13 protein-coding genes are annotated in these 14,516 nt (G+C 70.0%); 8 read left to right on the top strand and 5 right to left on the bottom strand.

Translation table 11 applies throughout. The annotated features are described in order from the left end of the window. The 4 genes from RT323_RS16725 to RT323_RS09785 form a co-directional block, all read left to right on the top strand. Positions 1-117: acyl-CoA carboxylase subunit epsilon (locus RT323_RS16725; RefSeq protein WP_396172229.1), on the top strand; the 117-nt coding region annotated here is incomplete at its 5' end. Positions 118-165: 48 nt separating this feature from the next. After that, on the top strand, positions 166-825 hold the full coding sequence (locus RT323_RS09795) for a hypothetical protein (RefSeq protein WP_313407667.1): 660 nt from the start codon (positions 166-168) through the stop codon (positions 823-825). Further along, positions 822-1,412: a nucleoside triphosphate pyrophosphatase gene (locus tag RT323_RS09790; RefSeq protein WP_313407664.1), complete on the top strand. Its 591-nt coding sequence runs from the start codon at positions 822-824 to the stop codon at positions 1,410-1,412. Before RT323_RS09795 ends, RT323_RS09790 begins: the two co-directional genes overlap by 4 nt. A 43-nt stretch (positions 1,413-1,455) precedes the next feature. Further along, positions 1,456-3,330, top strand: a complete 1,875-nt coding sequence (locus RT323_RS09785; protein WP_313407662.1) for a VWA domain-containing protein — start codon at positions 1,456-1,458, stop codon at positions 3,328-3,330. A gap of 2 nt (positions 3,331-3,332) precedes the next feature. Here the strand turns inward: RT323_RS09785 and RT323_RS09780 are convergent, their stop codons facing one another. Beyond that, positions 3,333-4,271 carry an SPFH domain-containing protein gene (locus RT323_RS09780; protein WP_313407669.1) on the bottom strand — a complete coding sequence of 313 codons (939 nt, stop codon included), beginning with the start codon at positions 4,269-4,271 and terminating at the stop codon, positions 3,333-3,335. Between the two features lie 140 nt (positions 4,272-4,411). Here RT323_RS09780 and RT323_RS09775 point away from each other — a divergent pair, with 140 nt between their 5' ends. Further along, positions 4,412-4,633 carry a hypothetical protein gene (locus RT323_RS09775; RefSeq protein ID WP_313407659.1) on the top strand — a complete coding sequence of 74 codons (222 nt, stop codon included), beginning with the start codon at positions 4,412-4,414 and terminating at the stop codon, positions 4,631-4,633. A gap of 7 nt (positions 4,634-4,640) precedes the next feature. Here the strand turns inward: RT323_RS09775 and RT323_RS09770 are convergent, their stop codons facing one another. Next, positions 4,641-5,807 (bottom strand): acyl-CoA dehydrogenase family protein, encoded by a 1,167-nt coding sequence (locus RT323_RS09770; RefSeq protein ID WP_313407657.1) that lies wholly within the window; start codon positions 5,805-5,807, stop codon positions 4,641-4,643. Between the two features lie 174 nt (positions 5,808-5,981). Here RT323_RS09770 and RT323_RS09765 point away from each other — a divergent pair, with 174 nt between their 5' ends. Both RT323_RS09765 and RT323_RS09760 read left to right on the top strand, forming a co-directional pair. Further along, positions 5,982-6,569, top strand: a complete 588-nt coding sequence (locus RT323_RS09765; protein ID WP_313407655.1) for a hypothetical protein — start codon at positions 5,982-5,984, stop codon at positions 6,567-6,569. 119 nt (positions 6,570-6,688) lie between these two features. Then, positions 6,689-8,440, top strand: coding sequence for an acetyl/propionyl/methylcrotonyl-CoA carboxylase subunit alpha (locus tag RT323_RS09760; protein WP_396172228.1), 1,752 nt, complete (start codon positions 6,689-6,691; stop codon positions 8,438-8,440). Positions 8,441-8,639: 199 nt separating this feature from the next. Here the strand turns inward: RT323_RS09760 and RT323_RS09755 are convergent, their stop codons facing one another. From RT323_RS09755 to RT323_RS09745, 3 genes are all read right to left on the bottom strand, one after another. Next, positions 8,640-9,074, bottom strand: coding sequence for a phage holin family protein (locus tag RT323_RS09755; RefSeq protein WP_313407651.1), 435 nt, complete (start codon positions 9,072-9,074; stop codon positions 8,640-8,642). 25 nt (positions 9,075-9,099) lie between these two features. Continuing rightward, positions 9,100-12,369: a SpoIID/LytB domain-containing protein gene (locus RT323_RS09750; protein ID WP_313407648.1), complete on the bottom strand. Its 3,270-nt coding sequence runs from the start codon at positions 12,367-12,369 to the stop codon at positions 9,100-9,102. A gap of 156 nt (positions 12,370-12,525) precedes the next feature. Next, entirely contained in the window at positions 12,526-13,896 is a 1,371-nt protein-coding gene (locus tag RT323_RS09745; protein ID WP_313407645.1) for an NAD(P)H-quinone dehydrogenase, read from the bottom strand. 254 nt (positions 13,897-14,150) lie between these two features. Here RT323_RS09745 and RT323_RS09740 point away from each other — a divergent pair, with 254 nt between their 5' ends. After that, positions 14,151-14,513, top strand: coding sequence for a hypothetical protein (locus RT323_RS09740; RefSeq protein ID WP_313407643.1), 363 nt, complete (start codon positions 14,151-14,153; stop codon positions 14,511-14,513). Positions 14,514-14,516: the final 3 nt, after the last annotated feature.

Genomic DNA, 14,516 nt, shown 5'->3' with positions numbered 1-14,516 from the left:
GCGGCGGCCGCGAGCGCCGAGCAGCCGAAGCCGCGCAGCGAGTGGGGCCACCCGGTGCGCCAGCACCGCGGCCCGCACCGCGTCGGTCCCGGACAGTGGCGCGCTTCGTCCTGGTGAGTCCGCGCTGACCGTTCCCCCCAGCCCCGGATGTGGAACGATCGAGCCATGACCCTGCGCCACGAGCCCGACGTCACGCACGCCGACTGGTTCGTCCGCGCCGAGGCCGACTGGTGGCCCCTCGCCACCCAGGGCCCGCCCGGCTTCGAGGCGTACGCCACGGTCCGCTTCGACGACGGCGAGGGCGACACGTACCGTCCCGACGACGAGACGATGGCGATCGTCGTGGGCCTGGCCGCCCACCGCACGCGGACACCCGAGGACGTCTTCTTCGGCCTGTGGGACGGCTGGGGAGACCTCACCGACGCGAGCCGCGTCTACACGACCCTGCGCGGCAACTGGCTGCGCGACCTGTGGTTCCGGCCGACGCCGCCGCGCGTCCGTCCGGCGTTCGATGACGACGTGATCGACGGTCCGAAGGTGGACCTGCGCGGCGACCGCGCGTACCTGCTGTTCCGCGGCGCCGCCAGCGACGTCGGCCGATGGAACGCCAATCCGTGGGAAACAGACGTCGAGCGCACCCTGCCGCCCGCCTCGATCACCTGGCCCGCCGACCGCGCCTGGTTCATCGCTGCCGACGTCGACCCCGACTGGCTGTGCGTCGGCGGCTCGCAGCAGCTCATCGACGACGTGCTCGCCCATCCCGACCTGGACGCCGAACCGGCCACGTACGGCGTCATCCCCACTCTCGATCCGGAGGACCGATGAAGTTCGTCCTGGCATCCCAGTCACCCGCGCGCCTCGCCACGCTCCGCCGCGCGGGCCTCGACCCGCAGGTCATCGTGTCCGGCGTGGAGGAGGACGGCATCGAGGCCGACTCCCCCGGCGAGCTGGCCATCGAGCTGGCGTCCCTGAAGTGCCGGACCGTCGCACCGGCCTACCCGGACGCGTTCGTGCTCGGCTGCGACTCGGTGCTGGAGTTCGACGGCCAGACGCTGGGCAAGCCCGCCGACGCCGCCACCGCCCGTGAGCGCTGGTACGCGATGCGCGGCAACGCCGGCGTCCTGCACACGGGCCACTGCCTGCGCCTGGGTGAGGACGAGGTCGTCCGGCACGCCGCGACCCGCGTCCACTTCGCGCACGTCACCGACGAGGAGATCGACGCCTACGTGGCCACCGGCGAGCCGCTCGCCGTCGCCGGCGCCTTCACGATCGACGGTCTGGGCGCCGCGTTCGTCACGCGGATCGACGGCGACCACCACAACGTCGTCGGTGTGAGCGTCCCGGTGGTGCGGGAGATGGTGCACGACCTCGGAGGCACCTGGACGGACCTCTGGACGCCCGCGGCGACGTGACAGCATGGCGGCGCACTGCTGACACTTCCCGGGGGAGAGAACGTTGACCAAGGCGATGTCCGTCGTCGGCACGATCGTGCTGGCACTCACCGCGCTGACCTGGCCGACCGCGACGGCGGACGAGCCCGCCGCGGACACGGCGATGATGCTCGTCATGGACGCGTCCGGCTCGATGGCCGAGCGGACCGGCGGTGGCTCCACCCGGATCCAGGCGGCCAAGGACGGCCTCAACGACGTCATCGACGCGCTGCCGGACGAGCAGCGGGTCGGCTTCCGCGTCTACGGTGCCAGCGACGTCCCCGAGGACGACCCCGCGGCCTGCACCGACTCCGAGCGCGTCGTCGACCTCGGCTCGGACAACCGTGACGAGCTGCGCCAAGCGGTCGCCGACTACGAGCCCGTCGGCTGGACCCCGACGAGCCACGCCCTGCGCGAGGCCGCCAAGGACCTGGGCGACCGCGGCCAGCGGACGATCGTGCTGGTCTCGGACGGCGAGCCGACGTGCGACCCCGACCCGTGCGTGGTCGCGCGTGAGATCGCGAAGGACGGCATCGACATCCGCATCGACGTCGTCGGCTTCGACGTGTCGGGTCGAGCGAAGCGCACGCTGCAGTGCGTGGCCGACGAGGGCAACGGCACCTACTACGACGCCGACGACGCCGAGAGCCTGACCGACAGTCTGCGCGTCTCGTCGGTTCGTGCCTCGCGGCCGTTCGACCTGACGGGCACGCCCGTGACGGGCACGCCCACCGCCGAGAACGCCCCGCTGCTGGAGTCGGGCCAGTACACCGACACGATCACCACCGGAGGACCCGGGAACTACCGCGTGGCCCGGACCACGCCCGACTCCACCCTGCACGTCGGTGCGGTGATCAGCGGCATGAGCGGGGACCTCGGGGCGTCGGCGACGCTGCGGATGATGCGCCTCGGCGGCCTGCAGTGCACCGCCTCGACGACCTACGGCCTGGACATGTCCAGCCGGAACCCGATCTACTACGGCGGCGTCTCCAGCTGGGTCCAGGACCCCGAGTCCGAGTGCCGCACCGCCGACGAGCTGGGCCTGCAGGTCGAGCGCAGCGTCGGCCAGCTGGACGGACGACCCATCGAGCTGGCCGTGTACGAGGAGCCGCCGATCACCTCGGAGCTCGCCGTGGGCACGACCGGCGACGAGCCGCCGTGGGTGGCACCCCGCCCGGGCACGCCGACCGAGGCGGTCCCCGGGACGAGCATCGCCAACGCGCCGCAGGTCGAGCCCGGCACCTACCAGCTGGACATCAGCGCGGGCGAGACCCAGGCGCTGGCCGTCCCCGTCGACTGGGGCGAGCAGGTGCGCGTCCAGGTCGACGCGATGCTCAACGACGAGGTCCGCGAGGCGGCGAACATCGGCGCGGGCCTGGACGTGTCGATCGTCAACCCGCTGCGTAGCGACATCACCGTGAGCCTGTACGGCAAGCAGCCGGACGACTGGACGGACGCGCCACTGCCGAACATCCGCGAGAACGTCGCGTTCCGCACCGGCGCCATGTCCTGGCCGATCCACCCGGCGAACCGCGCCCAGCACCACCCGGACCGCAAGGGCGCGGCACTGGCTGGCATGCACTACGTCCTGGTCAGCCTCAAGGTGCGCGGCGACGAGGCGAACCTGCCCTACACGCTGACGCTGGAGCGCGAGAACGTGCTGGGCGACGTGGCCCCGACGTACACCGAGGTCGAGGGTCTCACCCCGCCGGCCGCCGACTCACGACTCGTGAGCTCGCCGGTCACCGAGGCCGCGGAGACCAAGCCCGAGTCCGACTCCGCCGGGTCCGGCACCGACGCCGAGGAGTCTGGCTCGGTGCTGCCGTGGGTGATCGGTGGCGCGGCCGTGCTGCTGGTCCTGTGCATCGGGGCCGTGCTGGTGGTCCGTCGGCGTCGCTGAGGTCAGGAGCGGTCCGCGTCGGCCTTCGGTGCCTGCGGCAGGACGACGGACGCGCCGTTGCTGCCGGGCCAGCAGGAGAAGCCGATCGGGACCTCCTGGCCGGCCTTGACCATCTCCTCGAGCGTGTCGAGGCACTTCGAGACCAGGACGTTCGGGTCCCGCGAGACCGAGCCGGCCAGGTTCTTGTTGGCCTGGGCCTGCGCCTTCGCGGTGGCCTCGCGCTGCTCGGCGATCCGGGTGTTGGCCACCTCGGCCTGGTAGGCGTTGATCTTCTCCTGGGTCTGCTGGTCGAAGCGGATGATCGGCAGGATCACGCTGAGCACCTCGACGTCCTCGCCGACGCGCTCGGACAGCGCCTCGTGGACGAGGTTGGAGTAGGCGTTCAGGTCGACTCCGGCAGACGTGGTCCCGCCATTGGCCGCGACGCCCTCCTTGACCGACGCCAGCGGGTCGTAGTCGCCCAGCACCTCGTTGAGTGCCGCCTTCAGCTCGCGCGTGACGAGCGAGTCGCGGATGTTCTCCATCTGGCGGTAGTCCTGGTAGAGCTCCTTGCCGGCGTCGAGCCGGATCCGCCAGCGGATCGTCGCGTCCACGCCCGAGGTCGAGCCGTTGCCGATGCGGATGTCGATCGCACGGTCGCTCCCGGTGAAGTTGTCCGTCTGGATCGTGCCGTCGAGCTTGTTGACCTTCTGCCACGGCGCCTTGAGGTGCAGGCCGTTGGAGAGCACGTCGACGGGCCGGCCGAACGACGTGACGACGCCGATCTCACGGGTCGGGACGATGGCGGTCATCGACACGAAGGCGACGACGACAACGAGCACGCCGAGCCCGAGGGCGCTCCACGTCGCCGCCGCGGACGAGCGACCCGCCGTCCGCTGGTGTCGTCGCACCAGCAACGACACGACGAATCCCACGACGAGGATGACCAACAGGAACAGCATGAACACGCGAGAACCTCCCGAGACGGCACGGTGACGAGCGCTTCACCCTACCGAGGAGTCACGGTCTGCCCTCCCCGGGTTCGGCCCCGCAGGCCGAATCGGGTCGAGGGTCAGGCGCGACGTGGGATGATGGAAGCATCATGGCCACGTCACAGCGTCCTCGACGCCACCTCGCAAGCAGCCCGTTCGCTCCGAAGCCCGACGTCATCGACGAGGTCTACGAAGCCGGCGCGCGCGTCTCCCACGACTCGTTCGGCCTCGGCCGCGTCGTCAGTGTCCAGGGCTCCACGTCCGTCCAGGTCGACTTCGGCAACGGCGCCAAGCACATCCCGCTGCCGTGCCGCTCGATGACGGCACTCTGAGGGATCCTCACTCGACCGGCAGGCCGAGCGAGCGTGCGATCAGCATGCGCTGCACCTCGCTCGTGCCCTCGCCGATCTCGAGGATCTTCGCGTCGCGGTAGAACCGCGCCACGGGGTACTCCTCCATGAAGCCGTACCCGCCGAACACCTGCGTCGCCACGCGCGTCGCGGTGACGGCCGCCTCCGACGTGTAGAGCTTGGCCACCGAGGCCGCCTGCTTGAAGCGCTGGCCCGTGATGCCGGCGTCCTTCATCGCCGCCGCCTGGTAGGTCAGCGCCCGTGAGGCATCCGCCATGACCTTGAGGTCGGCGATCTGGAACGCGACGCCCTGCTTGCGGCCGATCGGGCCGCCGAACGTCTGGCGCTCACCGGCGTAGCGCACGCACTCCTCGAGGCAGGCCTCGATCAGGCCGAGCGCCAGGGCCGAGATCGCGACGCGACCGTCGTCGAGCGTGGCGAGGAACTGTGCGTAGCCCCGGCCGCGCTCACCCAGCAGGTGGTCCGCTGGGACGCGTGCGCCCGAGAACGACAGCGGGTGCGTGTCGCTGATGTGCCAGCCGAGCTTGTCGTAGCCGGCCTCGGCCACGAAACCCGGCGTCCCCGACGGGACGACGATCGCCGAGATCTCGGGACGACCGTCGGCGCGCGTGCCCGTGCGCGCCGTGACGGTGACGAGCGAGGTGATCGCGCTCCCGGAGTTGGTGATGAACTGCTTCGCACCGTCGACGACCCACTCGTCGCCGTCCAGCACGGCCTTGGTCGCGGTGGCGCCGGCATCGGAGCCGGCACCCGGCTCGGTCAGGCCGAACCCGGCCAGCGCGCGCCCGGCCACGAGGTCGGGCAGCCAGCGCTCCTTCTGCTCGGTGGTGCCGAACGTCTGGATCGGGTTGATGCCCAGGCCAACGCCGGCCTCGAGGGTGATGCCCATCGACTGGTCGACGCGCCCCAGCTCCTCGATGGCGAGGCACAGGCTCGTGAAGTCGGCCCCGGATCCGCCGTACTCCTGTGGGGCGGTCAGGCCGAACAGGCCGAGGTCGCCCATCTCCCGGACGACGTCCACCGGGAAGTGGTGGTCCTTGTCCCACTGGGCGACGTGAGGAGCGATCCGCTCGGCCGCGAACGACCGCACCACGCGGCGGAAGTCCTCGTGTTCGCGTGACAGTTCGAAATCCATGCCCGCAGGTTAACAGGCATTAACCGACGCGGGCGTCCTGTCGCGCATGGTCCTTCGGAGTCATCTTCGGACCATCCATCCGAGAACCCCCTCGGCTGACCTTTCTGATCCGTAACCTCACCACGTCTGCTCAGTCTCTTGAGCCACATCCGTTACATCTGACTAGAGGTTTCAATGACGAACACCCCGCCGCCCTTCGATCCGAACACCAACCCGAAGGCAGCAGCCAAGGCCGCCAAGGCGTACGCCAAGGCCACCCGCCCGTGGTTCAAGAAGAAGCGCTTCATCATCCCCATCGCATTGGTCGCGCTCGCGGTGATCAGCCCTGCCCTCGGTGGTGAGGATGACGAGACTGCCGCGCAGGAGAGCAAGAGCGACACCAGTGCCGCGTCCACTCCTGCCGCCCAGGAGCAGAAGCCTGCCGCCGACAAGAAGAAGGCACCGGCTCCGAAGCCCAAGTGGAAGACTGTCGCCAAGATCTCGGGCAGCGCCGACAAGCAGTCGGACACGATCAAGTTGACCGGTGGCAAGGTCCGTGTCGTCTATGACTTCAAGGACACCTCCGGGATGGACATGATCGTTGGCGCCATCTATGTCCTGGACGAAGGCACCGACCTGATGGAGGAAGGTGGATTCCCCGAGGTCACGGTCTCCGAGTCAGGCAAGGGCGAGACGATCCTTCGCAAGGGTTCTGGCGAGTACTACGTCAAGGTCACCGCGGCCAACGCTGAATACACGGTGACGTTGCAAGAGATGAAGTAATTCCTACTTCACGAGGACATGGCCCCGTCCCATGGGACGGGGCCATGTTCGTTGGCTCACAGCGGCGCTTTAGACTCGCGACTGCCATCAGAACTCGAGGAGTATTCGTGAGCAAGCCCCTGCAGAAGGTCCTGATCGCCAACCGTGGCGAGATCGCCGTGCGCGTCATCCGCGCCGCGAAGGATTCCGGCATCGGGAGCGTGGCGGTCTACGCCGAGCCCGATCGAGATGCGCTGTTCGTCCGATTGGCGGACGAGGCCTACTCGCTGGAGGGGTCCACGCCGGGCGACTCCTACCTCGACATCGCCAAGATCATCGCGATCGCCGAGCGCAGCGGCGCCGACAGCGTCCACCCCGGCTACGGCTTCCTCGCCGAGAACGCCGAGTTCGCCCAGGCCGTCATCGACGCCGGGCTGATCTGGATCGGTCCCCCGCCGGCCGCCATCGAGAGCCTCGGCGACAAGGCGAAGGCGAAGCACATCGCGCAGATCGCCGACGCCCCGCTGGCACCGGGCACCAAGGACCCGGTCAAGGACGCCGACGAGGTCGTCGCCTTCGCGCAGGAGCACGGCCTGCCGGTCGCCATCAAGGCCGTCTTCGGCGGTGGCGGTCGTGGCCTCAAGGTGGCCAAGACGATCGAGGAGATCCCCGAGGCGTACGAGTCCGCCGTCCGCGAGGCCGTCAGCGCCTTCGGCCGCGGCGAGTGCCTCGTCGAGAAGTTCCTCGACAAGCCGCGCCACGTCGAGACCCAGTGCCTGGCCGACAGCCACGGCAACGTCGTGGTCGTGTCGACCCGCGACTGCTCGCTGCAGCGCCGCCACCAGAAGCTCGTCGAGGAGGCTCCCGCGCCGTTCCTGAGCGAGGACCAGCTGGAGCGCCTCTACTCGTCCTCCAAGGCGATCCTGAAGGAGGCCGGCTACGTCGGCGCCGGGACCTGTGAGTTCCTCGTCGCCCGCGACGGCACCATCAGCTTCCTCGAGGTCAACACGCGCCTGCAGGTCGAGCACCCGGTCTCCGAGGAGGTCACCGGCATCGACCTGGTCCGCGAGATGTTCCGCATCGCCGCCGGCGAGGAGCTGGGCTACGACGATCCCGAGATCATCGGCCACTCGATCGAGTTCCGCATCAATGCCGAGGACGGCGGCCGCGGCTTCCTGCCCGCGCCCGGCACCCTCACGAAGTGGGCTCCCCCGTCGGGCCCCGGCGTCCGCCTCGACGCCGGCTACGAGGAGGGCGAGACCATCCCGGGCGCGTTCGACTCGCTCGTCGCCAAGCTGATCGTCACGGGCCGCACGCGTGAGCAGGCCATCGAGCGCTCGCGCCGCGCGCTGGACGAGTTCGTCGTCGAAGGCATGCCCACCGTCATCCCCTTCCACCGCGACGTCCTCGACAACACCGCCTACAACGCATCCGAGGGATCGTTCGACGTCTACACGACGTGGATCGAGACCGACTACGACAACCAGCTCGAGCCCTACGCGGGCCCGTCCGAGACCGACGAGCCCGGCGAGCGCGAGCGCGTCACCGTCGAGGTCGGCGGCAAGCGTGTCGAGGTCGTCCTGCCCGGCGGCCTGGGCGCCAGCGCCGCAGCGTCGGGCGGCGCCAAGAAGGCCAAGCGCAAGGGCGGCAAGGCAGCCGGCGCGGCAGCCAGCGGAGACTCGCTGACCTCGCCGATGCAGGGCACCGTCGTCAAGCTCGCCGTCGAGGACGGCCAGGAGGTCGCCGAGGGCGACCTGGTCGTCGTCATCGAGGCGATGAAGATGGAGCAGCCGATCAACGCCCACAAGGCGGGCACGATCACCGGACTGGCCGCGGCGATCGGCGAGACCGTCGGCGCCGGCGCCGTCCTGTGCGACATCAAGGACGCCTGAGCCACACCGCTCACAGCAACGCCCCGCCTCCCTCGGGAGGCGGGGCGTTGTCGTTGGCCTCCGCGGGGCCTACCGACCGCTGGCGCCGACTTTTGGAGCGGGTTTACGCCTCCGAAGCCCCTCGGGACGTAAACGTGCACCAAAAGTCGAGGGCGGTGCCGAGCGGGGCGCGGGGGGAGCCGAGCGGCCGTCCACGACCTCAGGAGGCGCGGCGGTCGCCCTCACGGGCGGCGGCACGCGTCGTGGGCGAGACGCCCGGGGTCTTCTCGGGGGCCTGCTGGTCGACCTCGCCGAAGGCGACGCTCGCCGCCCACACCAGCAGGGTCACCAGGACCCACGTGCCCCAGCCGTGGATCCGGAACCCGGAGTCGGGCACGATCACGTTCGTCAGCGCCAGGGCGATGGCCGTCAGTGCCAGGCCGCCGGTGATCGCGGAGACGCGGAGCCAGCGCGAGCTGAGGCGCTGGGCGACGGTCCGCAGCACGACGCTCAGGATCGTGAACAGGACGACCGCGGCAGCCCACCAGGCGACCGTCAGCTCGAAGCCCGGCAGGACCCACGCCGCCAGCGCGAGCGAGACGGCATTGGCCAGGGCGGCGGTGACGATCGTGATCCAGAGGCGCGGGCTCAGCATGGGACGATCATCCCACTGCCGGCCGTCAGAAGCCGAACCAGTCCGACTTCAGGCCGAACGCCCAGCGCGCGTCCACACCGCTGATGGTCCTGGAGCCCTTGGAGCCCTTCAGGGTCATCGAGACGACGCGCCCGCCCTGGTCGCCCAGGCCGTTGCGACGGGTGATCGTGATGGATCGCAAGGTGCCGATCGGGTACTTGGACTGGATCGTCGCGGACGTGACCTTCTGGCTCCAGGCGTGGTTCTTGTTGCCGCTCCAGTCGTCCCACGGATCCGCGATGGCCTTCAGGTACGGCTCGGACCCCACGTTCGTGTATCCGCCGGACGAGCTCGAGAACTGGGTGAGGGCCGGGGCGCCGTTGTACGTCAGGATCTTGCCGCGCGTGCCGTCGATCGCCTGGTTGGTGCGGCTGGTCTCGGCCGAGACGCCGCCGTAGACCTGGCACGACGTCGTGTCGCAGATGTCGTAGTGCCTCGTCGAGCCGAGGTAGCGCGAGCCGAAGGTGCGCGCCGCCACGGACTGGGCCTTGAGGGCCTCGAGGCTCCAGCTGGACGGCATCTCGCGGGCGACGACGCCGCGCGTGTAGTCCTCGAGGCTCAGCACATTGACCGTGTCACGCGAGGTCGAGGTGGGCTTCGTGGAGCGGAGCGCGCCGCGGAACGCCTGCGTCGAGCCGTTCGGCATGACCAGCGAGATCGCCGTCGGGCCCTCGAACTGCGCGTCCGCCGGGAAGCTGCGGTACACGTACCACTTCGAGCCGGACTTGTACGACAGCGCGTTGCGGGCCTTGTTGGAGGCGGCCGGATCGATCGACCAGTCCGACGCCTTGCGGCCGTCGGGCGACGCCGGCAGGGCGAGGGTCTTGTTGGTGCCCAGGGTTCGCAGCTTCAGGCCGGACTTGTGCTTGACCCGGACCGAGTCGGTCGTGTCCGACGACAGCAGCACGCGGATCGTGGCGGACTTGTTGGCCAGCTTCGTGCCCGCGTAGTACCTGCCCAGGATCGCGCCGTACTTCTTGCCGCTGCGAGCGCCGCCCTCGGCGCCGTACTGGCTCATGCCGATGCCGTGGCCGTAGCCGTGCCCCTTGAACGTGACGGCGCCGGACTTCGGCGTCACGGTGTTCTTCGCCGACGACGGCGGCGGCGGCGGGCTGGTCGCACCCACGCCCATCGTCGGGGCGGTCGGGAAGGGCGCCTTCGTGTAGGGGCTCAGGCGCTCCTTCGTCGACGGACGGACGACCGCCACGCGGATCTGGTAGACCGTGCCCTTCGTCAGGCCGCCGACGCCGACCGAGTTCGTGGTCGTCTGGATGTACCGCTTCGGCTTGCCCGTGGCGACCGGGAGGACCTGGACGCGGTAGCCCGGAGCGCCGGCCTGCGCCTTCCAGCTGAACCGGAGGCCCTTGACGGCCCGCTTCGTCACCTTGATGCCGGTCGGCGCGACGAACTTCGGGGCCGCCGGCGCCGGGGTCGGCGCCGACGGCGTCGACGCGGCGACGCCCTTGGTGGCCAGGATCGGGTGCGGCTGGGCCGTGTAGGCGCTCACGCGCTCCTTCGTCGTCGGGTAGACGACGGCGACGCGGACGCGGTAGAGCGTGCCCTTCGTCAGCCCGCCGAAGCCCGCCTCGTTCGTGTACGTCTGGACGTAGCGGGCCTTGCCGCCCGCAACCGGCACGAGCTGGACGCGGTAGCCCGGAGCACCCTCCTGCGCCTTCCAGGTGACCCGCAGGCCCTTGACGGCGCGACGGCTGGCGGTGACGCCGCTGACGGGCGCGAACGCAGGCGTGCGGGCCGTGCCGGGGGCCACGGTCGTCCACCGGCCGAGGCGCTGCTTCTTGGCCGCGTCGTAGACGGCGACGCGCACGACGTAGGTGCGGCGCGCCGTCAGGTTCGGGACGGTGAAGCTCCTGCCGGTCGTGCGGTAGAACAGCGCGTTCGCGGTGCTGCCGGTGGGCGACACGAGGATGCGGTAGCCCGGAGCGCCCGCGACGCCCTTCCACGAGACGTTGATCGTCGTCGGACGGGCCGACGTCTTGACGTTCGTCGGCGCGGCGAACGTGGTGCTGGCGTTGGGGGCGCCCGCCGCCTTCGAGGCCTTCGAGATGTAGGTGGCGGCGCGGTCGCGCAGACCTCCCGAGGCGCCGAGCCAGGCGTAGCCGTACTTGCCCGGGCACGCGGTCGCCTTGACGTCACGGTGACCGTTGATGACCTTGTAGGTCCTGCCGCCGGCGGAGTACGTGCCCTTCGGGTTCGCGCCGAAGTACTTGAGGCGCCAGCCGACCAGGCGGACGACGGCGGACTGCATGGCCGCACTGGGCTTGACGTAGTCGAAGTGGCCCATCATCGACACGCCGGTCGCGTACTGGTTGACGGCTTCGACGCCCGAGTGCGCGGCGCGGACCTGCTTCGTCATGCCGCCCTTGCGGCCCTCGAAGATCTGGCCGAAACGGTCGACCAGGAAGTTGTAGCCGATGTCGCACCAGCCGTGGCCCTTGACGTGGTACGTCTGGTAGCTGCGCACGATGCCGGCGGACTCGGCCTTCGTGTACGTGTTCGATCCGGCCGTGTGGTGGATGACCACGCCGAGCGCCTTGGGGCGCGTCACGGGGGCGCTGCAGCTGGTGCCGGCGCCGGCCTTCCACTGCGCGCGCGTGATGATGCTGGGCATCGGGACGACCGACGGGGTGCCGTCGGCGGCCGCGGACTCGGTGGAGCTGTCGTCCTCCTCGAGCGGGGCGTCCTCGTTGGAGGTGGTGTACGCGGCGTTGCGGACGGGAGTGACGACCTCGGCCTTCCCCGGGTCGATCGTCGTCACCTTGACGTCCGACGGTGCGCCGGAGGCGGACTTCACCTCGACGGCGATCGCGTCGGCCGGGTCGCTGGTCCACAGCGGCGCCGTGCCGGGGCGCCCGCCCTCGACGGCGGACTCGGTGTCCAGCTCCTGCCAGTCGCCCCACGTGCCGTTCGTGCGCACCTGGACGCGCACCGTGACGTCACGGACGTCGGAGTCGGCGTCCCACGTCACGCCGGCCATCCGGAACGGCTCGACCTCGGTGCGCTGGACCTCCGGCTCGGAGTCCTGCACGGCGGGCTCGACCTCGATGGGGGTCTGCTCGACCTCCACCTCTTCCGAGACCGGTGCCGTGGTGGTGGAGTCGGCCGTGGCGGCCGGGGCGTTCGGGCGCGACACGACGATGTCGGTGCCGGCGGCCTGCGCGGTCGCAGGCAGTAGGAGTGCGCCGAGGACGGCGACGGAGGACAGACCAATGCTGCAGCGGGTCAGCCAGGAATGCATGGGGGAAGTCCATTCTGTGGCGTGTTCACATCTGTTGCTCTGGGAGCACAGGCATCAGAACACACATTTTGAGGGCGTTCCACCACTTTGGGGCTGACCTGCGAAACCACAACCGTGTGATTACACCGTTGCGGGCTCCAAAATTCAAGTAGAACTTCAGACTTGTCGGTGGAGTCTGCGCGCCGCCTCGCCGACCGTGCCTGACATCGACGGGTAGATGCTGAAGGCGTCGGCGATGTGGTCGACGGTCAGCGAGGCCGAGACACCGACCGAGACGGTGTGGATCAGCTCGCTCGCGCGCGGGCCCACGACCACTCCCCCGATCAGGGTGCCGGTGCCTTGGCGCGCATACAGCTTGACGAAGCCGTCGTGGACGCCCTGCATCTTGGCGCGCGGGTTCGACGACAGCGGCAGCATCGCCGTGTCGACCAGCAGGCCCTGCTCCTCGATCTCGCGTTGGCCTAGGCCGACCGCGGCGATCTCGGGCGAGGTGAAGATGTTGCTCGACACCTTGCGCAGGTCGAGCGGATGAACCGCGTCTCCCAGCAGGTGGGCCATCGCGATGCGGCCCTGCACGGCGGCGACCGAGGCCAGCATGAACACGCCCGTGCAGTCGCCGGCGGCGTAGACGCCCGGAATGTTCGTGCGCGAGACCTTGTCGACCTCGATGAAGCCACCGTCGCCTTGGGTGACGCCGACCTCCTCGAGGCCGATGCCGGCGGTGTTGGGGATCGAGCCGAGGGCCAGCAGGCAGTGCGAGCCCGTGACGGTGCGCCCGTCGGTGAGCGTGACGACGACCTGGTCGCCCTCGCGGCGCGTCGACGCCATCCGCGAGTTGTCCATGACGTGCATGCCGCGCTTGGTGAAGACGTCCTCGATCAGCGCCGCCGCGTCGGGGTCCTCGCCGGGGAGCACCTGCGCGCGGCTGGACACGAGCGTGACCTCGGATCCCAGGCCGTTGTACGCGCTGGCGAACTCGGCACCCGTGACGCCGGAGCCCACGACGATCATGTGCTCGGGCAGCTCGCGCAGACCGTAGACCTGCTCCCACGTGAGGATCCGCTCGCCGTCGGGCTGCGCGTCGGCGCTGACGCGCGGGTGCGCACCGGTGGCGATGAGGACACCGTCAGCGGGCAGCTCGACCTGGCCGTCCTCGGTGTCGGCGACGACGAGGTGCGGCTCGACCAGGCGAGCCGTGCCCTTCAGGATCCGGACGCCGATCGCCGAGACGCGATCCGCGATGTCGGTGGACTGTGCGGCCGCCAGGCGCAGCACTCGGTCGTTGACGGCCGCCAGGTCGGGGCGCGGCGCCCGCGGCACCTCGACACCCAGCTCAGCCGAGCGGCTGACTTCGTGCAGCAGGTCGGACGTGGCGATGAGGGTCTTGCTGGGGACGCAGTCGGTCAGGACGGTGGAGCCGCCCAGGCCGTCGCGTTCGACGAGGGTGACCTCGGCGCCCAGCCTGCGGGCGACGAGCGCCGCCTCGTATCCGCCGGGTCCGCCACCGATGATCACGACATGGGTCATGTCCCGATTGTCTCGCATCGCCGGGTCGCCGCTCGCGGGTGCATCCGAAGGGACCGCGCACGCGTGCGGATGACGAGCCGGCTCCACCGAGCGCGGTCGGAACCACCTTCCACCTGGTGCTGGATGGATGGCTGGTGTGGGACGGCCACTACGGACCGCTTCGCGTCGGCGAAGTGCTCGTCGCGTCGGTTGAGTTCGCGCCTGTGTCAACTCCACGGGCAATCGAGCCGGGGGCACAGCACTCATGGAGACACGTGACCGGCAACCACTACATGATGGTCGGACTCGTGCACGAGGGCTCGCAGGTCCGTGTTCTGGAGGTCGGGGACCTGCGGCTGCTTCGGTGGGGGAGGCCGGACGAGGCGACTGATCCTCTTGTTGACGGCACGACGGTCGAGGTCGAGGTGAAGCTCAACCTCAACCCCTGGGCGGAATCGGATTGGTCGCGCACTGCCGCCTCCACCCACGCAACCGATCTGCGGTGGCGCATCGACCGGATCACCCGCTTCTCGGTGGACGGCGGAGTTCCCGCCGAGATTGCCGAGTGCAGCATCGAGACCGTTGACAGCGCGACCCAGTACTGCCTCCTGGACTGCACGCTGCTCGGCGACGAGTGAGCC

Source organism: Aeromicrobium sp., from assembly GCF_032084975.1.
GTDB lineage: Bacteria > Actinomycetota > Actinomycetes > Propionibacteriales > Nocardioidaceae > Aeromicrobium.
The sequence above is the reverse complement of the archived record's forward strand: the minus strand, read 5'-3'. Positions and strand labels throughout refer to the sequence as shown.